Genomic DNA, 19,663 nt, shown 5'->3' on the forward strand with positions numbered 1-19,663 from the left:
TGCCCAGAGACGTGGCCTGGGGGAAAATGCCGGTCTTTTCCGAATCCGTACTTTTTACAAAGCCCAGGAGATAAGCGATGCCCAGCCGTCGTGAGCGTGCCAACGCCATTCGTGCCCTCAGCATGGATGCCGTGCAAAAAGCCAACAGCGGCCATCCCGGTGCCCCCATGGGCATGGCGGATATCGCCGAAGTACTTTGGCGTGACTTCTTGAAGCACAACCCGACCAATCCGTCGTTCGCCAACCGCGACCGTTTCGTGATGTCCAATGGTCACGGTTCGATGCTGGTCTACTCGCTGTTGCACCTGACCGGTTACGACCTGTCGATCGACGACCTGAAGAACTTTCGCCAACTGCACAGCCGCACCCCAGGTCACCCGGAATACGGCTACACCCCAGGTGTTGAAACCACCACCGGCCCGTTGGGCCAGGGCCTGGCCAACGCCGTTGGCTTCGCCATCGCCGAGAAAACCCTGGCGGCCCAGTTCAACCGCCCAGGCCACAACGTCGTCGACCACAACACCTACGTTTTCCTGGGTGATGGCTGCATGATGGAAGGCATCTCCCACGAAGTTGCTTCCCTGGCCGGTACCTTGGCCCTGGGCAAGCTGATCGCTTTCTACGACGACAACGGTATCTCCATCGACGGTGAAGTCGAAGGCTGGTTCACCGACGACACGCCGAAGCGTTTCGAAGCCTACAACTGGCAGGTGATCCGCAACGTCGACGGCCATGACGCCGACGAGATCAAGACCGCCATCGAGACCGCTCGCAAGAGCGACCGTCCGACACTGATCTGCTGCAAGACCACCATCGGTTTCGGCTCGCCGAACAAGCAGGGCAAGGAAGAGTCCCACGGTTCGGCCCTGGGCGCCGAAGAAGTGGCGCTGACCCGCGCCGCGCTGAAGTGGAACCACGCCGCCTTCGAAATCCCGGCCGACATCTACGCCGAATGGGACGCCAAGGAAGCCGGCCGCGCACTGGAAGCCGACTGGGACCAGCGTTTCGCTGCCTACGCCGCTGCTCACCCTGAACTGGCCAACGACTTCATCCGCCGCATGGCCGGTGAGCTGCCAGCCGACTTCGCGCAAAAGGCCGATGCCTGGATTGCCGAAGTGGTTGCCAAGGGCGAAACCATTGCCAGCCGCAAGGCCAGCCAGAATGCCCTGAACGCCTTTGGCCCGCTGTTGCCTGAGTTGCTGGGCGGCTCGGCTGACCTGGCCAGCTCCAACCTGACCTTCTGGAAGGGCAGCAAGAGCATCAGCGCCGAAGAGCCAGGTGGCAACTACCTGCACTACGGCGTTCGCGAATTCGGCATGAGCGCCATCATGAACGGTATCGCCCTGCACGGCGGTTTCGTGCCGTACGGCGCTACCTTCCTGATCTTCATGGAATACTGCCGCAACGCGGTGCGCATGTCGGCGCTGATGAAGAAGCGCGTGCTGTACGTGTTCACCCACGACTCCATCGGCCTGGGCGAAGACGGCCCGACTCACCAGCCGATCGAGCAGTTGGCCAGCCTGCGCTGCACGCCGAACCTGGATACCTGGCGCCCAGCCGACGCCGTTGAATCGGCCGTGGCCTGGAAGCATGCCATCCAGCGCAACGATGGTCCTTCGGCGCTGATCTTCTCCCGCCAGAACTTGCAGAACCAGCCGCGTGATGCCGCGCAACTGGCTGACATCGCTCGCGGTGGCTACATCCTCAAGGACTGCGACGGCGAGCCGGAACTGATCCTGATCGCTACCGGTTCCGAAGTTGACCTGGCCGTGAAGGCCCAGGCCACTCTGGCCGAGCAGGGCCGCAAGGTCCGCGTGGTGTCTATGCCGTGCACCAGCGTGTTCGAAGCCCAGGACGCCAGCTACAAGCAGGCCGTGCTGCCACTGGAAGTCAGCGCGCGCATCGCCATCGAGGCCGCGCACGCCGACTACTGGTACAAGTACGTGGGCCTGGAAGGTCGCGTCATCGGCATGACCACCTTCGGCGAGTCGGCCCCTGCGGCCCAACTGTTCGAAGAGTTCGGCTTCACCGTCGAGAACATCGTCGGTACTGCCGAAGAACTGCTGGAAGACTGATGCAAGGCCTGCCCTTCGGGGCAGGCTTATTGAGTAGTGGATCTACCTGTGGGAGCGGGCTCTGCCCGCGAATCGGACGCCGCGGTCTGCCAGACAGTGCGGCGGTGTATGATTCGCGGGCAGAGCCCGCTCCCACAGGAGCTTTATTGGCCACACGTTTTCAGTGAGCACCTCATGCCCCAGCCACGCCCCTACAAAGTTGCACTCAATGGCTACGGCCGCATTGGTCGTTGCGTCATGCGCGCGTTGTACGAGCGCGGCGCCGAAGCGGGCTTCGAGGTGGTTGCCATCAATGACCTGGCCGACATGGCCAGCCTTGAGTACCTGACACGCTTTGACTCCACCCATGGCCGGTTCCCCGGGCAGGTGCGCAGCGAAGGCGATTGTCTGATGATCAATGGCGACTGCGTGAAAGTACTGCGCAGCGCTACCCCCGAGGGCATCGACTGGGCGGCGCTTGACGTCGACTTGGTATTAGAGTGTTCCGGGGCTTGGCATACCCGTGCCGACGGCCAGCGTTTTCTCGACGCCGGCGCCCCACGGGTACTGTTCTCACAGCCCATGGCCAGCGAGACCGATGTCGATGCCACCGTGGTATTCGGCATCAACCAGGAGGTATTGACCGGTACCGAACGCCTGGTGTCCAACGCTTCCTGCACCACCAATTGCAGCGTGCCGTTGCTGCGATTGCTGGATGAGGCCCTGGGCCTTGAGTACATTTCGATCACCACCATCCATTCCGCGATGAATGACCAGCCGGTGATCGATGCCTACCATGCCGAAGACCTGCGCCGCACCCGCTCGGCCTTCCAGTCCATCATCCCGGTGTCCACCGGGCTGGCGCGCGGAATAGAGCGGCTGTTGCCGGAACTCGGTGGCCGAATCCAGGCCAAAGCAGTGCGCGTGCCGACAGTCAACGTGTCTTGCCTGGACATCACCCTGCAGGTAACTCGCGATACCGACGCCGCGGAGGTCAATCGCATCCTCCATGACGCCGCGTTGAGCGGGCCGCTCAAAGGGTTGGTGGCCTACACCGAACTGCCGCACGCCAGCTGTGATTTCAACCATGACCCGCATTCGGCCATCGTCGACGCCAGCCAGACTCGTGTATCAGGCCCGCGCCTGGTCAATATCCTGGCCTGGTTCGACAACGAATGGGGTTTCGCCAATCGGATGCTCGACGTCGCGGACCACTTTCTGTACGTCGTCAACCAACAATTAAAACAGGCTTGAAGGACAGAACACATGACAGTGTTGAAGATGACCGACCTCGATCTGCAGGGTAAGCGCGTGCTGATCCGTGAAGACCTCAACGTCCCTGTGAAGGACGGCGTGGTCACCAGCGACGCGCGTATCCTCGCCTCGCTGCCGACCATCAAGTTGGCGCTGGAGAAGGGCGCGGCCGTAATGGTCTGCTCGCACCTGGGCCGGCCAACCGAAGGCGAGTTCTCGGCCCAGGACAGCCTCAAGCCGGTGGCCGAGTACTTGAGCAAGGCCTTGGGCCGCGACGTGCCGCTGGTGGCTGACTACCTGGGCGGCGTTGACGTCAAGGCGGGCGACCTGGTGCTGTTCGAGAACGTGCGCTTCAACAAGGGTGAGAAAAAGAACGCCGACGAACTGGCGCAGCAATACGCCGCCCTGTGCGACGTGTTCGTCATGGATGCCTTCGGCACCGCCCACCGTGCCGAGGGTTCGACCCACGGCGTGGCCAAGTTCGCCAAAGTGGCCGCCGCGGGCCCGCTGCTGGCCGCCGAGCTGGACGCACTGGGCAAGGCACTGGGCGCCCCGGCCAAGCCGATGGCGGCCATCGTCGCCGGTTCCAAGGTGTCCACCAAGCTGGACGTGCTCAACAGCCTCAGCCAGATCTGCGACCAACTGATCGTCGGCGGCGGCATTGCCAACACCTTCCTGGCCGCGGCTGGCCACAAGGTGGGCAAATCGCTGTACGAACCTGACCTGTTGGATACCGCTCGTGAAATCGCCGCCAAGGTCAGCGTGCCGCTGCCCGTGGACGTGGTGGTTGCCAAGCAGTTCGCCGAAAGCGCCGAAGCCACCGTCAAGCTGATCGCTGACGTGGCCGACGACGACATGATTCTGGACATCGGCCCGCAAACGGCCCAGCAGTTCGCCGAGTTGCTGAAATCGTCCAGGACCATCCTGTGGAACGGGCCGGTGGGCGTGTTCGAATTCGACCAGTTTGGCAACGGCACCAAGGTGCTGGCCAAGGCCATCGCGCAAAGCTCGGCCTTCTCCATTGCTGGCGGCGGCGACACCCTGGCGGCCATTGATAAATATGGCGTTTCCCAGGACATCTCCTACATTTCCACCGGTGGTGGCGCGTTCCTCGAGTTCGTCGAGGGCAAGGTGCTGCCAGCCGTCGAGATGCTGGAGCAGCGGGCCAAGGCCTGATACTTCATGCGCAGTTGGAAAGGGAACGTCCAGATGACCAAGGCATTGCCGTTGTTGCTGTTGGCCGGATTGCTGGCCGGGTGTGCCCACAAGGCAGACACCGCGCCCAAGGTGCCCGAGCAGGTACCTGGCAAGGGTGGTTGCTATCAGGCCGACTGGCAGGCGGAAACGGTGCCGGTCATCAACAAGCGCCTGGGCCCGGATGGCCTGGAGAAATACGACACTGAACAGCAGGCTCCGGGGCACGGTTGCCCCTGAGTTGACCACAGGTCGGAACAACCAGCGGGCTTTTCAGTCCGATGGAATGGAGCGGCAGGCGCAGGCGCCTGCCCTCGCGCTGCAGATCGAGGAAGTACGATGAAAGGCTTTTTGGCCCTGATGGCGTTTGCAGTGCTGGGCGGATGTGCAAGTTTCAACCAGGCCCCGGTGTCCGCAGACTGGACACACTGGACCTGCGACAGCCAGGCAACCGTCGATTGGCGCTTCCTGGATGCTGGCAAAAGCAGCGTGGAAGTGAAGCTGGGTGGCAGTGACCAGGTCTATCGTCTGAAATCGGAGCCCGGAGCCTCGGGTTCGCTCTACAGTGATGGCGTGCTGGCGTTCCACAACAAGGGTAACGAAGGCCTGGTGTACTGGGTTGCTACCAACGATTTGATTGGCCGGGCCTGCAAGGCCCAGTGATGCCGCGGGGTTGGCCAAGGCTTGCCCTGTACTACTTGAATAGCAGCCGCCGCTTCGGCAGGCTTGCACGATTAACGACCCTCGACCGGGAGAGATACACACAATGGCACTCATTAGCATGCGCCAGATGCTGGACCACGCCGCTGAGTTCGGCTACGGCGTCCCAGCTTTCAACGTCAACAACCTTGAGCAGATGCGCGCCATCATGGAAGCCGCTGACAAGACTGACTCCCCGGTAATCGTCCAGGCGTCCGCTGGCGCCCGCAAATACGCTGGTGCGCCCTTCCTGCGCCACCTGATCCTTGCCGCTATCGAAGAATTCCCGCACATCCCGGTGTGCATGCACCAAGACCACGGCACCAGCCCTGACGTGTGCCAGCGCTCCATTCAGCTGGGCTTCAGCTCGGTCATGATGGACGGCTCGCTGGGTGTCGACGGCAAGACCCCTACCGACTACGAGTACAACGTGCGCGTGACCCAGCAGACCGTGGCCATGGCCCACGCCTGTGGTGTGTCGGTAGAAGGCGAGCTGGGTTGCCTGGGTTCGCTGGAAACCGGTATGGCCGGTGAAGAAGACGGTATCGGCGCCGAAGGCGTGCTGGACCACAGCCAGATGCTGACCGACCCGGAAGAGGCCGCCGACTTCGTCAAGAAGACCCAGGTCGATGCCCTGGCCATCGCCATCGGTACCAGCCACGGTGCGTACAAGTTCACCAAGCCACCTACCGGTGACGTGCTGGCCATCGACCGCATCAAGGAAATCCACAAGCGCATCCCCAACACCCACCTGGTGATGCACGGTTCTTCCTCGGTACCGCAAGAGTGGCTGGCGATCATCAACCAGTACGGCGGCGACATCAAGGAAACCTACGGCGTGCCGGTTGAAGAGATCGTCGAAGGCATCAAGCACGGCGTGCGCAAGGTCAACATCGACACCGACCTGCGCCTGGCGTCCACCGGTGCCATGCGTCGCCTGATGGCCACCAACCCGAGCGAATTCGACCCGCGCAAATTCTTCGGTGAAACCGTGAAGGCCATGCGCGACGTGTGCATTGCCCGCTACGAAGCTTTCGGCACCGCCGGCCACGCTTCGAAGATCAAGCCGATCTCCCTGGAAGCGATGTTCCAGCGTTACGCCAAGGGCGAGTTGGCTGCCAAGGTCAACTAAACATTATGCGTCACCCAAAACCCGCCCTTGTGGCGGGTTTTCTATTGCGCTATCAAGCAACTGAACGTTACGGGAAAAGCTTCGGGCTTAACGGGCGCCGTGCAGGTTCTTACAGTGGTCATCGTTAACCAACCACTGTAAGGGACTACCGATGAATGACTTAAATGACAGCGCCCAACCTGATGTCGCCCGCGATGACTTGGCGGCTGATGGGTCGATACTCGCTTATGCTCCGGAGTTTGATGATTTTGAAAACGTAACGGTTGCAGAGCCATTTCATTCCTACGCCGAACCCCTACCTTGCGAAGAACCGCTATCCGGGCTCGAGGGCCTCAATGCTGCTGCGTTCGGCTTGAACCTTGTGGCCGCAAGCAGTGTGTCCGGCGGTATTGCAAAACCCAACAACGTGCGCGAAGACTGGATGAACCGGTACGATGGCGTACGTTCATTACGCATCCAGGACTGCATTTTGCCCGGTACTCACAACTCGGCCTCTGACAAAGAGGCGAAACGGGCGCCGAGCAATGAAACCTGCCAGGACGTATCGCCCCTCAAGCAACTACGTGCGGGCATTCGCGTACTCGACTTGCGCGTGCAGTTCTATGCAGGTTACCCGGCAAACGACCCCCGACGCTTTTCGATTTTTCACCAAGGCAACTCGGGGCGCACTGTGCGCGATGACATACTCGGCGGTTTGGCTCATTTTCGTTCAACGCCCGGGTTCAATACGTCCCGGGAAATGGTCATTCTCGACTTTCACGAATTCAAGGGTTTCAATAAAGCCGCTCATCTTGAATTGGCGAAGCTGATCAAGGGCAGTGTGGGTGTGGAGCGCTTGGTGACCCCGAGTATGGCGACGATGACCATTGGTCAGATCTGGAGCAAGGGGCCGGCCAATACTGTGATCGCCTACAACAGCGGTGAGCGGGACTCGTCATTTTGGAGCGGCGTAAATCAACGTTGGATCGGCAGTAATACGCCTACCGACAACGCTCTGAGAGATTTCATTGCCGCTGTAGGGCGCGAGAAAAAGGGAGCGACCGAACTCAAGGCAGTGCAAGCCGCCAAGTACGCGTTGCCGGGGTTCGTGCCCAATGACAAGTCGGACAAGCTTATGACCTGGTTCGCTTCGGGCGAAGGCAAGCCAATTCTCAACCACTACATCATCAATACAGACTGGTCGCTGCGCCAGCGGTTGGTGGACAATTGCATTCACGGCAACTCCTTAAGGGGCCGGTCAATCCGCTACTGACCGGGCACTGAGCACCTGAAAAAGCGGCCGCCAGGCCGCGTCAAAGGCGCGGCGCAATGCCTGAAGCACCCCGTCGCAAGCCCCACCACGTAGGCGCGGCGGGGGGCGATCAACTGGCGGTATGGGCGATTGCCAGTTTGTAGAAGGTCACCGTGCCGCCTTCGTTGACGTCCCCGGTGTTGTCCTGGGTGTACACGCCCGCCTTGAAGTACAGCTGCGAGGCCTTCCAGGTGGCGCTGATCTTGTCTTCCCAGGTATAGCCGGCCGCGTCAACGCTGAGGGTGCCGCCTGGGCTCAGGTGGATCAGGTAGTTGAATTGCTTGCCCATGGGCACGCCGGTGGCCACCTGGATGACTGTGGGTTCGTCGTCATCGAGGTGGTAACGCACCTTGGCGACGATGTTGCCGGTCTGGGTCTTGGTCTTGTATTGGTATTCCACTTTCAGCAGCGGCTGGTTGCTGCCGTACACGTGGATCTGGCCGATCACCACCTTGCCCGACGACGGCACCTGGTCCACGGCCAGTGTGGCGCGCAGCGTGTTGTCGGCGGCCGAATACAGCCAGTTGCGTACCGAGCCGTCGGCATTGGCTTCGCGCAGTTCGCAACGGGGGTAGATGGCACTGTCGGTGACCGTGCCGGTCACCGGGGCCCAGAAGAACAGCGTACCGGTATCGGAATGGAAGTACCGGTCCTTGAAACCGGATACGAGGGTAGGGGTGCTGATGGTCTGGGCGGGGGTTCCTTCCGGGACGCTCAACATCCAGGTAGAGAGATCGATCATGGCAAAGGCTTCCTTGTTTATCGCGGCGGTCGACTGCCGGGAAAATTCCAATCCTGCCGCTTTGCTTGGGATTGATAGGGCGCTCTTTATAAGGACTGAAAAATACTTTGTTAATGCTGGCACGTCGATTAGTTGGCGTCAGCCTTTCGTCGAAATGCACGTAGCCCTTTGATTCCGGGGGATGTGTAACCTTACCGTTAGTCGGCTAACCGCCCATTGGTGCAATGCTGGCAATTTAACGTCTCCCGCTATGTTGGATCCCGGTCTAAAGTAATCAGCAACATGTATCCGGTCTTTGCTAGCGAGGCCGCTGCCAAATGTCTTGATGAGAAGCATGCATGGAATGCGCGCAACCCCAGTCCAACGATGGCGGCTCGGTATTACTGGTCGTCGATGATTACCCGGAAAACCTGATCAGCATGCGAGCCTTGCTTGAGCGACAGGACTGGCGAGTCGTCACGGCTGCATCCGGGGTAGAAGCCCTGAGCATGCTGCTGGAACATGAGGTCGACCTGGTTCTGCTTGATGTGCAGATGCCGGGCATGGACGGCTTCGAGGTGGCCCGCCTGATGCGCGGCAGCCAGCGTACGCGGCTGACCCCGATCATTTTCCTTACCGCCAATGAACAGAACCAGGCGTCGGTGCTCAAGGGTTATGCCAATGGCGCCGTGGACTACCTGTTCAAGCCCTTCGACCCACAAATCCTGCGGCCCAAGGTTCAAGCCTTGCTGGAACAGCAGCGTAACCGTCGCGACCTGCAACGCCTGAGCCGGGACCTGGAAACGGCCCGGGCCTTTAATGCCTCGGTGCTGGAGAATGCCGCCGAAGGCATTCTGGTGATCGATGAAAAAGGCCGCATCAGTTTCGCCAACCCGGCCATTTCACGGTTGCTCAACGCATCGGTGGCTGAACTGACCGGCGCCGAACTGCTCAAGTTCGTGGCCAAGCCGGCCATGGGCCAGTGGCTGGAGTCCGACTTTTACCGGGCCTACGCCAACCGAGAGACATTCCGCGTGCATGACGCGGTGCTGTGCACCGTGTCGGGCCAGCAGTTGCCGGCCGCGCTGTCGTGCGCGCCGCTGCCCGGCGAGCAGCACGCCATGGTGGTCACGGTACTGGACATGTCGGTGGTGCGTAACCTGCACCAACAGTTGGAATACCAGGCGGTCACCGACCCGCTGACCGGCCTGCTCAACCGCCGGGGCTTCTACCAGACGGTTGAAAGCGCGCTGGTGCGCAATGAGCGCTCGGACAAGACCCAGGCGCTGCTGTACCTGGACCTGGACGGTTTCAAGCGCATCAACGACAACCACGGCCACGATGCAGGCGACAAGGTACTGCGCTGGGTGGCCGAGCAGCTCAAGGATTGCCTGCGCTCCTATGACATTGTCGCGCGCATGGGCGGCGATGAATTCACCGCATTGCTGGACACCCTGGAATACCCGGAGCAGGCGGCCAAGGTCGCGGAAAAGCTCATTGACCGAGTCTCCATGTGCCAGCAGATCGACGGGCTGGACGTGACCCTGGGCGTCAGTATCGGCATCGCCACCTACCCTGAGTGCGGCTCCAACCTGGACAGCCTGCTGCGTGCCGCCGACATAGCCATGTACGCCGCCAAGCAGGCCGGCCGCCAGCAATACCGTTACTACGACCAGGACATGAACGGCCGCGCGCGCTCACGGCTGATGCTGGAAGACAGCGTCAGCAGCGCCATCGAGAAAAAGGATTTCACCCTGGTCTACCAGCCGCAGGTGTCCATCGCTGACGGCCGCCTGCGCGGTTTCGAGGCCTTGCTGCGCTGGCGTCACCCCAGCGTCGGCGACGTGCCGCCGGGGTTGTTCATTCCCTTGCTGGAAGAAGCACGGTTGATCAGCCGCCTCACCAGTTGGATCTACCAGCAGGGCGCCGCCCAGCGTCGGGTATGGCGCGACAGCTTCGACGACCAGTTGATCCTCAGCATCAGCCTGAGCAATGCCCAGTTCGCGATGCCCAACCTGGTGCCGGAATTGCAGCGGGCCATTGCCATGAACGGGCTGCAGGCGCAGCAATTGGAAGTGGAGGTGGTCGAGACTTCGTTGATGCACAATCAGGACGAGGCCATGCAGCAGTTGCACGAGCTGCATAACCTGGGCGTGCGCGTGGCGCTGGATGATTTCGGCACCGGCCACTGCTCAATGAAGCTGCTGCGCGACCTGCCCATCGATACGCTCAAGCTGGACCGTCACCTGGTGGCGCGCTTGCCCGAGTCCACGCGCGACGCGGCATTGGCGCGCAACATTATCGAGCTGTGCCGCGACTTCGGTATCACCGTGATCGCCGAAGGCGTGGAAACCCGCGAGCAATACCTGTGGTTGCAGGCCAATGGCTGCGAGCTGGCCCAGGGCTTTGTGGTGGCCAAGCCGCTGACGTCCGAGGACGCCTCGGCGTTCCCCGGGCATTTCGATTGGGCAACGGTATAGCCATGCAAATTGGGTACACTGGCGGCTGACCTCGTTTTATATCGCCGCCATGAACCCGCTCAAGTACCTGCAAGCCTACCCCCAGCACCTGCAAGACCAGGTGCGCACGCTATTGTCCGAAAACCGCCTGGGCGACTACCTGCACCAGCGCTACCCTGATCGGCACGGCGTGCAGAGTGACAAGGCGCTGTACACCTACGCGCTGGAGCTCAAGCAGGAACACCTGCGCAATGCGCCGAACCTGGACAAAGTGCTTTACGACAACCGCCTGGACCTGACTCACCGGGCGCTGGGGCTGCACACGGCGGTGTCGCGGGTGCAGGGCGGCAAGCTCAAGGCCAAGAAGGAAATTCGCATTGCCTCGCTGTTCAAGGAGGCCGCGCCGCAGTTCCTGAAGATGATCGTGGTGCATGAGCTGGCGCACTTGAAGGAGTCCGACCACAACAAGGCCTTCTACAAGCTCTGCGAATACATGCAGCCGGGTTACCATCAGCTGGAATTCGATCTGCGGATATACCTGACCTGGCGTGACCTTTCGCAATGACTCAGAAGGAAAGCTCGATGGAAGTGAGCAAGACCAAGACCAGCTTCTACCGCCGACTGTACGTGGCCTGGCTGATCGACAGCGGCACGGCCCGCACCGTGCCAGCCATCACAGAGGCCACCGGCATGCCCCGGCGCACAGCACAGGACACACTGCTGGCGCTGGCCGACCTGGACATTGTCTGCGAGTTCGAGCAGGCGCAAGGGGAGCGCAACCATATCGGGCAGTATGTGGTGCGCGACTGGGGCGCCATCGACAAGGCCTGGATCGGCCGGAATCTGTCGGCGATCAAGCGAACCCTGGGCTACCCCTGAGCCAACTCCCACACAAGCAGATCAAAGGGGGCGGCGCATGCCGATATGCGGAATATCATCCTCCAGATATTCCTCCCCCTGTGCCACAAACCCATACTTGCCGTAATACCCCTGCAGGTGCGCCTGCGCCGAGAGATAGATCGGCGCCTGCTGCCACAGCTTGTCCGCGTGCAACAACGCCTGGGTCATCAACTCGTGCCCCAGCCCCTGGCCGCGCGCGAAGGGTGCCGTCACCACGCGGCCGATCACCACGTCGCCTTCGTGGGCCGTCGGGTCCAGCAGCCGCAGGTAGGCGGCCAGCCGATTGCCGTCCCAGCCCATCAAATGGCAAGTGTCACCTTCCAGGTCCAACCCGTCGACTTCCTGGTAAGGACATTTCTGTTCCACCACGAAGACTTCGGTGCGCAATTGAAGAATGCGGTACAGCTGGTCGATACCCAGATCAGCGTGGTGTTTGCAGACCCATTCGATGGTCATGTTGACTCCTGAATAATGTAGTGCCAATTGCCAGCCGCCATCATAAGGATGGAAGCGATGTCGCGGGTAAGGATTGTGCTTCAATTCAATTAAGGGCACATTGCCATTACCGGAATTGTCATCAGTGAGTCATCCAGGCGCAGGACCTGCCTTGGCGATGTTGAGCTAAGGTTAGTGTCGAGAAGGGTGGCATTCGCCACGCAGTTCTTCATGCAGGACCAACACGACGGGCCAGGAGCCCGCTACAGGATCTTGAGCATGCGGCATTTGCTTGGAGTCTGGTATTTGCTTGGATTGCTGATGTTGGCCCAGACGGCTTCAGCGGACAGGCTGCGGCTGGTGGCGGATGCCTGGCCGCCCTTTACCGACGCCACCATGGTCAACGGCGGGCTGGCCACGGAACTGGTGACCACGGCCCTGGCGCGAGCAGGCTACGGCAGCGATTTCGAGCAGGTGCCCTGGGCCCGCGCGTTGCTGGGCGTGGAAGAGGGGCGTTACGACGTGCTGGTCAACGCCTGGTACAACGACGATCGCACGCACATCGGCCAGTTCTCGGGCAGCTACCTGCAAAACAGCATTCTGTTCATCAAACGCAAGGATTCGTCGATTCAGTACAACGGCAACCTTGACGAGTTGCACCCATACCCCATCGCCATTGTGCGCGGCTACGCCTACTCCGGCGCGTTCGATAATGACGACCAGTTGCAGAAAGTACCGGTGCACAACTTCTCCATGGCCGTGCGCATGCTGGCGGCCGACCGGGTGAAATTGACCCTGGAAGACGAGTACGTGGCGCGCTATTACCTGAGCCGGGAGTTACCGCGGGTGCGCAACGGCGTCGAATTCCTGCCCCAGCCCTTGAGCCTCAACCACCTGCATATCCTGGTGAGCTTGAAAAACCCGGACCACGCGAAGATCGTCGCGGCCTTCGACAAGGCCATCGGCCAGATGCAGGCCGATGGCAGCTATGCGCGGTTGCTCAAGCAATACGGGATGTAATCAGGCGGCCGCCGCTTCCTTCTGGTCCTTGTCCTTGATCAGGTGAGCGGCGAGGGTACGCAGCGGGCCCAGTTGGCGGCAGATCAGCGCCAGTTGCGTCTGCACCAGGCGCTGGCCTTCATCGACCTCTTCGGGCATTTGCTCCAGGGCGTTGGCCAGGGCCTCCTCGGCGTCGCTGTGCAGCGCCACTGGGGTCTTGTTGGCCAGGCTGTTGGCGATGTCATCGATACTTGCCACCAGCGTTTGGCCTGTGCCTTCGATCAGCTCCGTGCGCACCGGCTCCGGCAGTTCGGTGGCGCGGTGGGCGCCCAAGCCAGAGAGGTAGCTGAGCAGCGTGTGCGACAGCACCAGGAAGCGGAAGCCCACGTCGGCTTCCTTGCGGAAGTGCCCCGGCTCCATGAGCATGTTCGCCAGGGTGGTGGACAGTGCGGCATCGGCGTTGTGCGCGTTGCGCCGGGCCAGGCGGTAGCTGAGGTCGTCGCGCTTGCCGCGGGCGTACTGTTCGAGGATCTGCCGCAGGTAGATGCTGTTGCACGCCAGGGTATTGGCCAGCACCTTGTTCAGGCGTCGGCCCTGCCAGTCAGGCAGGAACAGGAACACCGCGACGATGGCGATCAGGCTGCCGATCAGGGTGTCGAGCAGGCGCGGCAGGAACAGGCCGTAGCCATCGCCCACCTGGTTGAAGCAGAACAGCACCATCAACGTGATACCGGCCGTGGAGACCGTGTAGCGGGTGGTACGGTTGACGAAGAACACCAGGCCGGCGGCGATGGCGAACATTGACTGGACGAGCGGGCTGGGGAACAGGTTGAACAGCGGCCAACCAATCACCAGGCCAATGGCCGTGCCGATGATGCGCTGGCCCAGTTTGCGCCGCGTGGCGCCATAGCTGGGCTGGCAGACGAACACCGTGGTCAGCATGATCCAGTAGCTCTGGGTGGTGGGGATCAGGTGCACGATGGCGTAGCACACGGTCAGTGCCAAGGGCAGGCGCAGGGCATGGCGGAACAGCAATGAGGTGGGCGTGAGGTTCTGGCGGATGCGGTTCCACACGTCGCCGAGGTTGCGTGGCGAGCGGTCCAGCAGGCTGCTGTCGCTCTCGTCGGCCAGCTTGTCGGGGTTGCTGGCGTCGCTGAGCAGGCGGTCCAGGGTGGCCAGGTTAGCCGCCAGGGCGCGCAGCGAACGCAGCAGGCCGCGCCAGGCGGGGTTGCTTTGGATGCGCAGGTGTTCCAGCGAGGCGTGCAGGTCGCCCAGGGCCTCGGCGAAGCTGTCGTCGTAGATGAACGGCTGGCGCAGTTGGATCGACTCCGACAACCGGCGGCAGGCAGCGCCCTGCTGGCGCAGCAGCCGTTGGCAGCGGAACAGCACGTCACTGTGGAAGAAGGCTTCCGACAGGGCGTTGTAGGGGTAGTGCGAGGAGCTGGCGCGTTCGTGGATGTCCTGGGCCAGGAAGTACAGCTTCAAGTAGCGGCTGATTTTCGAGCCTGGGCGGCCGCCGCCCACGCGGTGCAGGATGATTTCCTTGGTGGCATTGAGCGCCGCCACCACCCGGCCGTTCTGCTTGGCCAGCTCCAGGCGTCGCGCCTCTATGTCAAGGCCGCGGATGGGTTCGAACAGGCTGGCCTTGAGCTTGAGGTAGTAGCCCAGTTCGCGGAACAGCCGCGCCAGGGCCTGCTGCACCGGCTGGTTGGAAAACAGCGCCTGCCACAACACCGACAACACGCCATACCAGGCCGCGCCGGTCACCAGCAGCAGGGGTTCCTGCCAGAAGTTGCTGGTTTCGCCGCCGCGTTGGTCCACGCCGATCATGGTGTACACCGCCACGATCAAGGTGGCATAGGCCACGGCGTTATAGCGCTCGCCCAGGGCGCCGAGCATGGTCAGGGCAAACGCCGCCAGGGCCAGGGCGCCAATGAACAGGTAGGGGTAGGGGAACAGCAGTTCTACCGACAGGGCCGAGCAACTGAAACACACCAGGGTCACGGCCAGGGCCTTGATGCGGCCTTGCCAGTTGTCGTCGGTCTCGGCCAGGGCGCAGGCGATAATCCCGAGGAAGATCGGGATCAGCGAATGCATTTCCTTCTGGTACCAACAGAACGCCATGGACCCGGTCAGGGCAATGAACACCCGCACGCTGTAGCTGAACTTGTCGAGCGCCCACAAGCGGCGCATGGATTGGCGAAACGAGGTCGATGCCATAGAGGGGGGCGAACCTGTTGGGCAGATGAGCTAAATAGAGCCGGTGCGAGCGGCGATTCTCTGTCGCCGCTCCCTTATTACCAGCAAAATTTGTTCCCGGATACTGCCTGCAACGTTATTAAACGAACTGGGCCGCCGCGTAGCCCGAGGCCCACGCCCACTGGAAGTTGAAACCACCCAGGTGGCCACTGACATCCAGTACTTCGCCAACAAAATACAGGCCCGGGCTTTTCAGCGATTCCAGGGTTTTGGACGACACTTCGCGGGTGTCCACGCCGCCCAGGGTAACCTCGGCGGTGCGGTAGCCTTCGGTGCCCGCCGGCACCACTTGCCAGGCGCCGAGCTTTTCGGCCAGCTCGCGCAGTTCGGCCGGGGTGTACTGTTTCATGGGCTTGGAGGCGAACCAGTGGTCGGCCAGCAGGTTGGCCATCTTCTTGGTGAACAGTTCGCCCAGCAAGGTTTTCAGCTCGCTGTTCGGGCGCTCGGCCTGTTGCTGTTGCAGCCAGTCCAGCGCGTCGTGATCGGGCAGCAAGTTGATTTCCACCGCGTCACCGGGGTGCCAGAACGAGGAGATCTGCAGGATCGCCGGGCCGCTGAGGCCACGGTGGGTGAACAGAATGTTCTCGCGAAAGCTCTGGTCGTTGCAGCTGACCAGGCAATCCACCGAGGTGCCCGACAGCTCAGTGCACAGTTCCTTGAGCTGGTCGGTGATGGTGAACGGCACCAGGCCGGCCCGGGTGGCCAGCACTTCGTGGCCGAACTGGCGGGCAATCTGGTAGCCGAAGCCGGTGGCACCCAGGGTCGGGATGGACAGGCCGCCGGTGGCCACTACCACCGACTGGCAGGCGACCTGACCCATGCTGGTATCGAGCAGGTAACCGGCGTCGGTCTTTTCGACGGTTTGCACCGAGGTGTCCAGGCGCAGGTCGACATTCACCTGGCGGCACTCATCCAGCAGCATCTCGAGGATGTCGCTGGACTTGTTGTCGCAGAACAGCTGGCCCAGTTTCTTCTCGTGGTACGGCACGCCATGCTTGGCCACCATGGCGATGAAGTCCCACTGGGTGTAGCGCGCCAGGGCCGACTTGCAGAAATGCGGGTTCTGCGAGAGGAAATTGGCCGGTTCGGCGTACAGGTTGGTGAAGTTGCAGCGCCCGCCGCCGGACATCAGGATCTTCTTGCCGGCCTTGTTGGCGTGATCAATAAGCAGCACCTGGCGGCCGCGGGCGGCAGCGCTGAAGGCGCACATCAGGCCGGCGGCACCTGCGCCAATGATCACAACGTCGGTAGAGCGCACAACATCATCCTCGAAATAAAATAAAAAAATGACTTTTGGCGGAGTTTCAATGTGGGAGCGGGCAGAGCTCGCTCCCACAGACGGTGTTGCCGTTGAATCAGAGGATACGCACGCGCAGCGAGCGGCCCTTGATCTTGCCGTTGTTCAGGCGTTGCAGGGCCTGGTTGGCGATGCCGCGCTCCACGGCCACGTAGGCCTGGAAGTCGAAAATCGCGATCTTGCCCACTTGGGCACCTGGGATGCCGGCATCGCCGGTCAGCGCGCCAAGGATGTCGCCTGGGCGAACCTTGTCTTTGCGGCCGGCAGCAATGCACAGGGTAGCCATGGCCGGCAGCAACGGGCCGCCCGCCTGGGCGGTCAGGCTGTCCAGCGGTTGCCAGTTGAGCGGCGACTTCTGCAGTTGCTCGATGGCCTGGGCGCGCTGCGCTTCGGCCGGGGCCACGAAGCTTATCGCCAGGCCATTCTCGCCAGCACGGCCGGTACGGCCCACGCGGTGAATGTGGATTTCCGAATCACGCGCCAGTTCGACGTTGATCACCATATCCAGGGCATCGATGTCCAGGCCGCGGGCGGCGACGTCGGTGGCCACCAGCACCGAGGTGCTGCGGTTGGCGAACATGGCCAGCACCTGGTCACGGTCGCGCTGCTCAAGGTCACCATTGAGCGCCACGGCGCTGATGCCCTTGGCGGTCAGGTGGTCGACCACTTCCTGGCACTGCTGCTTGGTGTAGCAGAACGCCACGCAGGACTGCGGGCGGAAATGGCCCAGGGCCTTGGTCACCGCGCTCAGGCGCTCTTCCGGGCTGATCTCGTAAAAACGCTGCTCGATCTGGCTGTCGGCGTGCATGGACTCGGCCTTGACGGTCTGCGGGTCGCGCATGAACTTGGAGGCCAACTGCTTGATGCCCACCGGGTAAGTGGCGGAGAACAGCAGGGTCTGGCGGCGAGCCGGGGTCTGCTCGATGATGTCTTCGATGGAATCGTAGAAGCCCATGTCCAGCATGCGGTCGGCTTCGTCGAGCACTAGGGTGTTGAGACCGTCCAGTACCAGCGAGCCCTTGCGCAGGTGCTGCTGGATGCGCCCCGGGGTGCCAACGATGATGTGCGCGCCGTGTTCCAGCGAGGCGATCTGCGGGCCGAAGGACACGCCGCCGCACAGGGTCAGCACCTTGATGTTGTCTTCGGCGCGGGCCAGGCGACGGATTTCCTTGGCCACCTGGTCGGCCAGCTCGCGGGTCGGGCACATGATCAGGGCCTGGCAACCGAAGTAGCGCGGGTTGATCGGGTTCAGCAGGCCGATGCCGAAGGCGGCGGTCTTGCCGCTGCCGGTCTTGGCCTGGGCAATCAGGTCCATGCCCTTGAGGATCACCGGCAAGCTTTGCGCCTGAATCGGCGTCATCTGGGCATACCCGAGGGATTCCAGGTTGGCCAGCATGGCGGCGGACAAAGGCAAAGTATTAAAAGCGGTGGCGATGGTGGTCACGGGACTGGCCTGCAAAACAAAATGTCGCGCAGTGTACCAGCCCCATGGCCTTTGGCCCTAAGCCTCTATCTCCGGTTCCGGACGAACAGCGTTGCTGCTGTCCTTTTTACCGTCGCTGTTGGACAGCTGGACGAAGATGGCAGCCGCCAGCATGGCCATGATGCCGATGGTCAGGAAGGTCAGTTGGAAGGCTTCCAGCACATCGGTGTTGGCCTCGGTGCTGAACCCGCCCAGCAACGCGCCCGCACACGCCACTCCGAGGCTGAGCGACAGCTGGGCAACCACCGACAGCAGGCTGTTGCCGCTGCTGGCGTTGGCGTCGTCCAGGTCAATCAGGGTCACGGTGTTCATGGCCGTGAACTGCAAGGAGTTGATGGCGCCCATGACGCCCAGTTGAATCAGCAGCACGATGTAGGGCGTGTGCGGCGTCACCAGGCCCATGCTCGCCAGCATGATGCCCAGGGCCAAGGTGTTTGCGGTCAGTACGATGCGGTAGCCAAAGCGTTCGATCAACGGCCGGGCCACGGACTTGGCCAGCATCGCCGAGGCTGCCAGCGGGATCATGCTCATGCCGGCCTCGGCCGGCGAGTAGCCCAGCGCAACCTGCAGCAGCAATGGCACCAGAAAGGGCAGGGCGCCGCTGCCCAGTCGGGCGAACAGGTTGCCCAGGATGCCCACCGCGAAGGTGCGGGTGCGAAACAGGGTGGGTGAAAACAGCGGTTCGTCATCGTGGGCGGCACGTACCCAATACGCCGCCAGGCAGGCCATGCCGCCGAACAACAGCAGCATCACCCGCAGGTGCGGCAGGTGCAGTTCGCCCAGGCCTTCCATGGCAATGGTGATCAGCACCATGGCGGCGCCAAACATCAGAAAGCCCTGGGTATCGAAGTGCGTGCGACTGCTGCCGCGCAGGTCCGGCACAATGGTCCACACCGCCCAGCAACCCAGGGCCCCGACGGGCAGGTTGATCAGAAATATCCAGTGCCAGCTCAGGTACTCCACCATCCAGCCGCCCAGGGTGGGGCCCAGCAGCGGGCCCAGCAGGCCAGGAATGGTGACGAAGCCGAGGATGCGCACCAGGTCGGATCGCGGGTAGGCCCGCAGCACCACCAGGCGCCCCACGGGCAGCATCAACGCGCCGCCCAGGCCTTGCAGCACCCTGGAGCACACCAGCACGGTCAGGCTGCCGGACAGCGCACAGGCCAGCGAGCCGATGCTGAACAGGGCGATGGCACTGAAGAACACGCGCTTGGTGCCGAAACGGTCGGCGATCCAGCCGGACGCCGGAATCAGCAACGCCACCGTCAGCATGTAGGCAATGACCACCGACTGCATGCGCAGCGGGTCTTCGGCCAGGTCGCGGGCCATGGCGGGCAGGGCGGTGTTGAGGATAGTGCCGTCCAGGGACTGCATGAAAAAAGCGATGGCCACTACCCAGGGCAGTAGCTTGGCGGTGCGGGGGTCTAGAAGGGTGGGCATGACATCCCTTATGGTTTGGCAGGGGTGAAATGCGTCTAGCTTAGGC

General features: G+C 62.1%; 18 protein-coding genes. 12 read left to right on the plus strand and 6 right to left on the minus strand.

Features of this window, described 5'->3' with window-relative positions; translation table 11 throughout:
• Nucleotides 1-77 precede the first annotated feature (77 nt).
• From tkt to PMM47T1_RS01145, 7 genes are all read left to right on the plus strand, one after another.
• On the plus strand, nt 78-2,075 hold the full coding sequence (tkt, locus tag PMM47T1_RS01115) for a transketolase (protein WP_008364971.1): 1,998 nt from the start codon (nt 78-80) through the stop codon (nt 2,073-2,075).
• A 174-nt stretch (nt 2,076-2,249) separates the two neighbouring features.
• Nucleotides 2,250-3,308, plus strand: a complete 1,059-nt coding sequence (gene epd, locus PMM47T1_RS01120) for an erythrose-4-phosphate dehydrogenase (RefSeq protein ID WP_008364973.1) — start codon at nt 2,250-2,252, stop codon at nt 3,306-3,308.
• A 12-nt stretch (nt 3,309-3,320) separates the two neighbouring features.
• On the plus strand, nt 3,321-4,484 hold the full coding sequence (locus PMM47T1_RS01125) for a phosphoglycerate kinase (RefSeq protein WP_008364975.1): 1,164 nt from the start codon (nt 3,321-3,323) through the stop codon (nt 4,482-4,484).
• Between the two features lie 33 nt (nt 4,485-4,517).
• Complete coding sequence (locus PMM47T1_RS01130) at nt 4,518-4,742, plus strand: hypothetical protein (protein WP_008364977.1); 225 nt, start codon at nt 4,518-4,520, stop codon at nt 4,740-4,742.
• Between the two features lie 99 nt (nt 4,743-4,841).
• Complete coding sequence (locus tag PMM47T1_RS01135) at nt 4,842-5,165, plus strand: MliC family protein (protein ID WP_008364979.1); 324 nt, start codon at nt 4,842-4,844, stop codon at nt 5,163-5,165.
• 103 nt (nt 5,166-5,268) lie between these two features.
• Entirely contained in the window at nt 5,269-6,333 is a 1,065-nt protein-coding gene (gene fba, locus PMM47T1_RS01140) for a class II fructose-bisphosphate aldolase (RefSeq protein ID WP_008364981.1), read from the plus strand.
• Between the two features lie 151 nt (nt 6,334-6,484).
• Nucleotides 6,485-7,585 carry a hypothetical protein gene (locus PMM47T1_RS01145; RefSeq protein ID WP_008364983.1) on the plus strand — a complete coding sequence of 367 codons (1,101 nt, stop codon included), beginning with the start codon at nt 6,485-6,487 and terminating at the stop codon, nt 7,583-7,585.
• Between the two features lie 109 nt (nt 7,586-7,694).
• Here PMM47T1_RS01145 and PMM47T1_RS01150 read toward each other — a convergent pair whose 3' ends face one another.
• Nucleotides 7,695-8,366: a polysaccharide lyase family 7 protein gene (locus tag PMM47T1_RS01150; protein WP_008364984.1), complete on the minus strand. Its 672-nt coding sequence runs from the start codon at nt 8,364-8,366 to the stop codon at nt 7,695-7,697.
• Here PMM47T1_RS01150 and PMM47T1_RS29630 point away from each other — a divergent pair.
• The 4 genes from PMM47T1_RS29630 to PMM47T1_RS01165 all read left to right on the plus strand — a co-directional run bounded on the left by PMM47T1_RS29630 (nt 8,365) and on the right by PMM47T1_RS01165 (nt 11,683).
• Nucleotides 8,365-8,538, plus strand: coding sequence for a hypothetical protein (locus PMM47T1_RS29630; RefSeq protein ID WP_157212931.1), 174 nt, complete (start codon nt 8,365-8,367; stop codon nt 8,536-8,538). The genes PMM47T1_RS01150 and PMM47T1_RS29630 overlap by 2 nt on opposite strands.
• 166 nt (nt 8,539-8,704) lie before the next feature.
• Nucleotides 8,705-10,825 carry a putative bifunctional diguanylate cyclase/phosphodiesterase gene (locus PMM47T1_RS01155; protein WP_008364987.1) on the plus strand — a complete coding sequence of 707 codons (2,121 nt, stop codon included), beginning with the start codon at nt 8,705-8,707 and terminating at the stop codon, nt 10,823-10,825.
• A gap of 49 nt (nt 10,826-10,874) precedes the next feature.
• Nucleotides 10,875-11,369 carry a YgjP-like metallopeptidase domain-containing protein gene (locus tag PMM47T1_RS01160; RefSeq protein ID WP_008364988.1) on the plus strand — a complete coding sequence of 165 codons (495 nt, stop codon included), beginning with the start codon at nt 10,875-10,877 and terminating at the stop codon, nt 11,367-11,369.
• Between the two features lie 17 nt (nt 11,370-11,386).
• Nucleotides 11,387-11,683 (plus strand): winged helix-turn-helix domain-containing protein, encoded by a 297-nt coding sequence (locus tag PMM47T1_RS01165; RefSeq protein ID WP_008364990.1) that lies wholly within the window; start codon nt 11,387-11,389, stop codon nt 11,681-11,683.
• Between the two features lie 21 nt (nt 11,684-11,704).
• On the opposite strand, the gene PMM47T1_RS01170 is transcribed toward PMM47T1_RS01165, so the two are convergent.
• Complete coding sequence (locus PMM47T1_RS01170; protein ID WP_008364991.1) at nt 11,705-12,160, minus strand: GNAT family N-acetyltransferase; 456 nt, start codon at nt 12,158-12,160, stop codon at nt 11,705-11,707.
• Nucleotides 12,161-12,418: 258 nt separating this feature from the next.
• Here PMM47T1_RS01170 and PMM47T1_RS01175 point away from each other — a divergent pair, with 258 nt between their 5' ends.
• Complete coding sequence (locus PMM47T1_RS01175) at nt 12,419-13,159, plus strand: substrate-binding periplasmic protein (protein ID WP_043300596.1); 741 nt, start codon at nt 12,419-12,421, stop codon at nt 13,157-13,159.
• On the opposite strand, the gene yccS is transcribed toward PMM47T1_RS01175, so the two are convergent.
• The 4 genes from yccS to mdtD all read right to left on the minus strand — a co-directional run bounded on the left by yccS (nt 13,160) and on the right by mdtD (nt 19,617).
• Entirely contained in the window at nt 13,160-15,358 is a 2,199-nt protein-coding gene (gene yccS / locus PMM47T1_RS01180; RefSeq protein ID WP_043300597.1) for a YccS family putative transporter, read from the minus strand.
• A 118-nt stretch (nt 15,359-15,476) separates the two neighbouring features.
• Nucleotides 15,477-16,655, minus strand: coding sequence for an NAD(P)/FAD-dependent oxidoreductase (locus PMM47T1_RS01185; RefSeq protein ID WP_008364996.1), 1,179 nt, complete (start codon nt 16,653-16,655; stop codon nt 15,477-15,479).
• A 97-nt stretch (nt 16,656-16,752) separates the two neighbouring features.
• A complete protein-coding gene (gene dbpA, locus PMM47T1_RS01190) occupies nt 16,753-18,090 on the minus strand; it encodes an ATP-dependent RNA helicase DbpA (RefSeq protein ID WP_238536593.1) in 1,338 nt (445 codons plus the stop codon).
• 105 nt (nt 18,091-18,195) lie between these two features.
• On the minus strand, nt 18,196-19,617 hold the full coding sequence (gene mdtD / locus PMM47T1_RS01195) for a multidrug transporter subunit MdtD (RefSeq protein ID WP_008364998.1): 1,422 nt from the start codon (nt 19,615-19,617) through the stop codon (nt 18,196-18,198).
• Nucleotides 19,618-19,663 lie beyond the last annotated feature (46 nt).

It is taken from the genome of Pseudomonas sp. M47T1 (assembly GCF_000263855.1).
Taxonomy (GTDB): Bacteria; Pseudomonadota; Gammaproteobacteria; order Pseudomonadales; family Pseudomonadaceae; genus Aquipseudomonas.

Bases quoted from the DNA above. Each gene is read 5' to 3' on its own strand.
- tkt (WP_008364971.1), top strand. From the start codon at position 78: ATGCCCAGCCGTCGTGAGCGTGCCAACGCCATTCGTGCCCTCAGCATG.
- epd (WP_008364973.1), top strand. From the start codon at position 2,250: ATGCCCCAGCCACGCCCCTACAAAGTTGCACTCAATGGCTACGGCCGC.
- PMM47T1_RS01125 (WP_008364975.1), top strand. From the start codon at position 3,321: ATGACAGTGTTGAAGATGACCGACCTCGATCTGCAGGGTAAGCGCGTG.
- PMM47T1_RS01130 (WP_008364977.1), top strand. From the start codon at position 4,518: ATGACCAAGGCATTGCCGTTGTTGCTGTTGGCCGGATTGCTGGCCGGG.
- PMM47T1_RS01135 (WP_008364979.1), top strand. From the start codon at position 4,842: ATGAAAGGCTTTTTGGCCCTGATGGCGTTTGCAGTGCTGGGCGGATGT.
- fba (WP_008364981.1), top strand. From the start codon at position 5,269: ATGGCACTCATTAGCATGCGCCAGATGCTGGACCACGCCGCTGAGTTC.
- PMM47T1_RS01145 (WP_008364983.1), top strand. From the start codon at position 6,485: ATGAATGACTTAAATGACAGCGCCCAACCTGATGTCGCCCGCGATGAC.
- PMM47T1_RS29630 (WP_157212931.1), top strand. From the start codon at position 8,365: ATGGCAAAGGCTTCCTTGTTTATCGCGGCGGTCGACTGCCGGGAAAAT.
- PMM47T1_RS01150 (WP_008364984.1), bottom strand. From the start codon at position 8,366: ATGATCGATCTCTCTACCTGGATGTTGAGCGTCCCGGAAGGAACCCCC.
- PMM47T1_RS01155 (WP_008364987.1), top strand. From the start codon at position 8,705: ATGGAATGCGCGCAACCCCAGTCCAACGATGGCGGCTCGGTATTACTG.
- PMM47T1_RS01160 (WP_008364988.1), top strand. From the start codon at position 10,875: ATGAACCCGCTCAAGTACCTGCAAGCCTACCCCCAGCACCTGCAAGAC.
- PMM47T1_RS01165 (WP_008364990.1), top strand. From the start codon at position 11,387: ATGGAAGTGAGCAAGACCAAGACCAGCTTCTACCGCCGACTGTACGTG.
- PMM47T1_RS01170 (WP_008364991.1), bottom strand. From the start codon at position 12,160: ATGACCATCGAATGGGTCTGCAAACACCACGCTGATCTGGGTATCGAC.
- PMM47T1_RS01175 (WP_043300596.1), top strand. From the start codon at position 12,419: ATGCGGCATTTGCTTGGAGTCTGGTATTTGCTTGGATTGCTGATGTTG.
- yccS (WP_043300597.1), bottom strand. From the start codon at position 15,358: ATGGCATCGACCTCGTTTCGCCAATCCATGCGCCGCTTGTGGGCGCTC.
- dbpA (WP_238536593.1), bottom strand. From the start codon at position 18,090: ATGCTGGCCAACCTGGAATCCCTCGGGTATGCCCAGATGACGCCGATT.
- mdtD (WP_008364998.1), bottom strand. From the start codon at position 19,617: ATGCCCACCCTTCTAGACCCCCGCACCGCCAAGCTACTGCCCTGGGTA.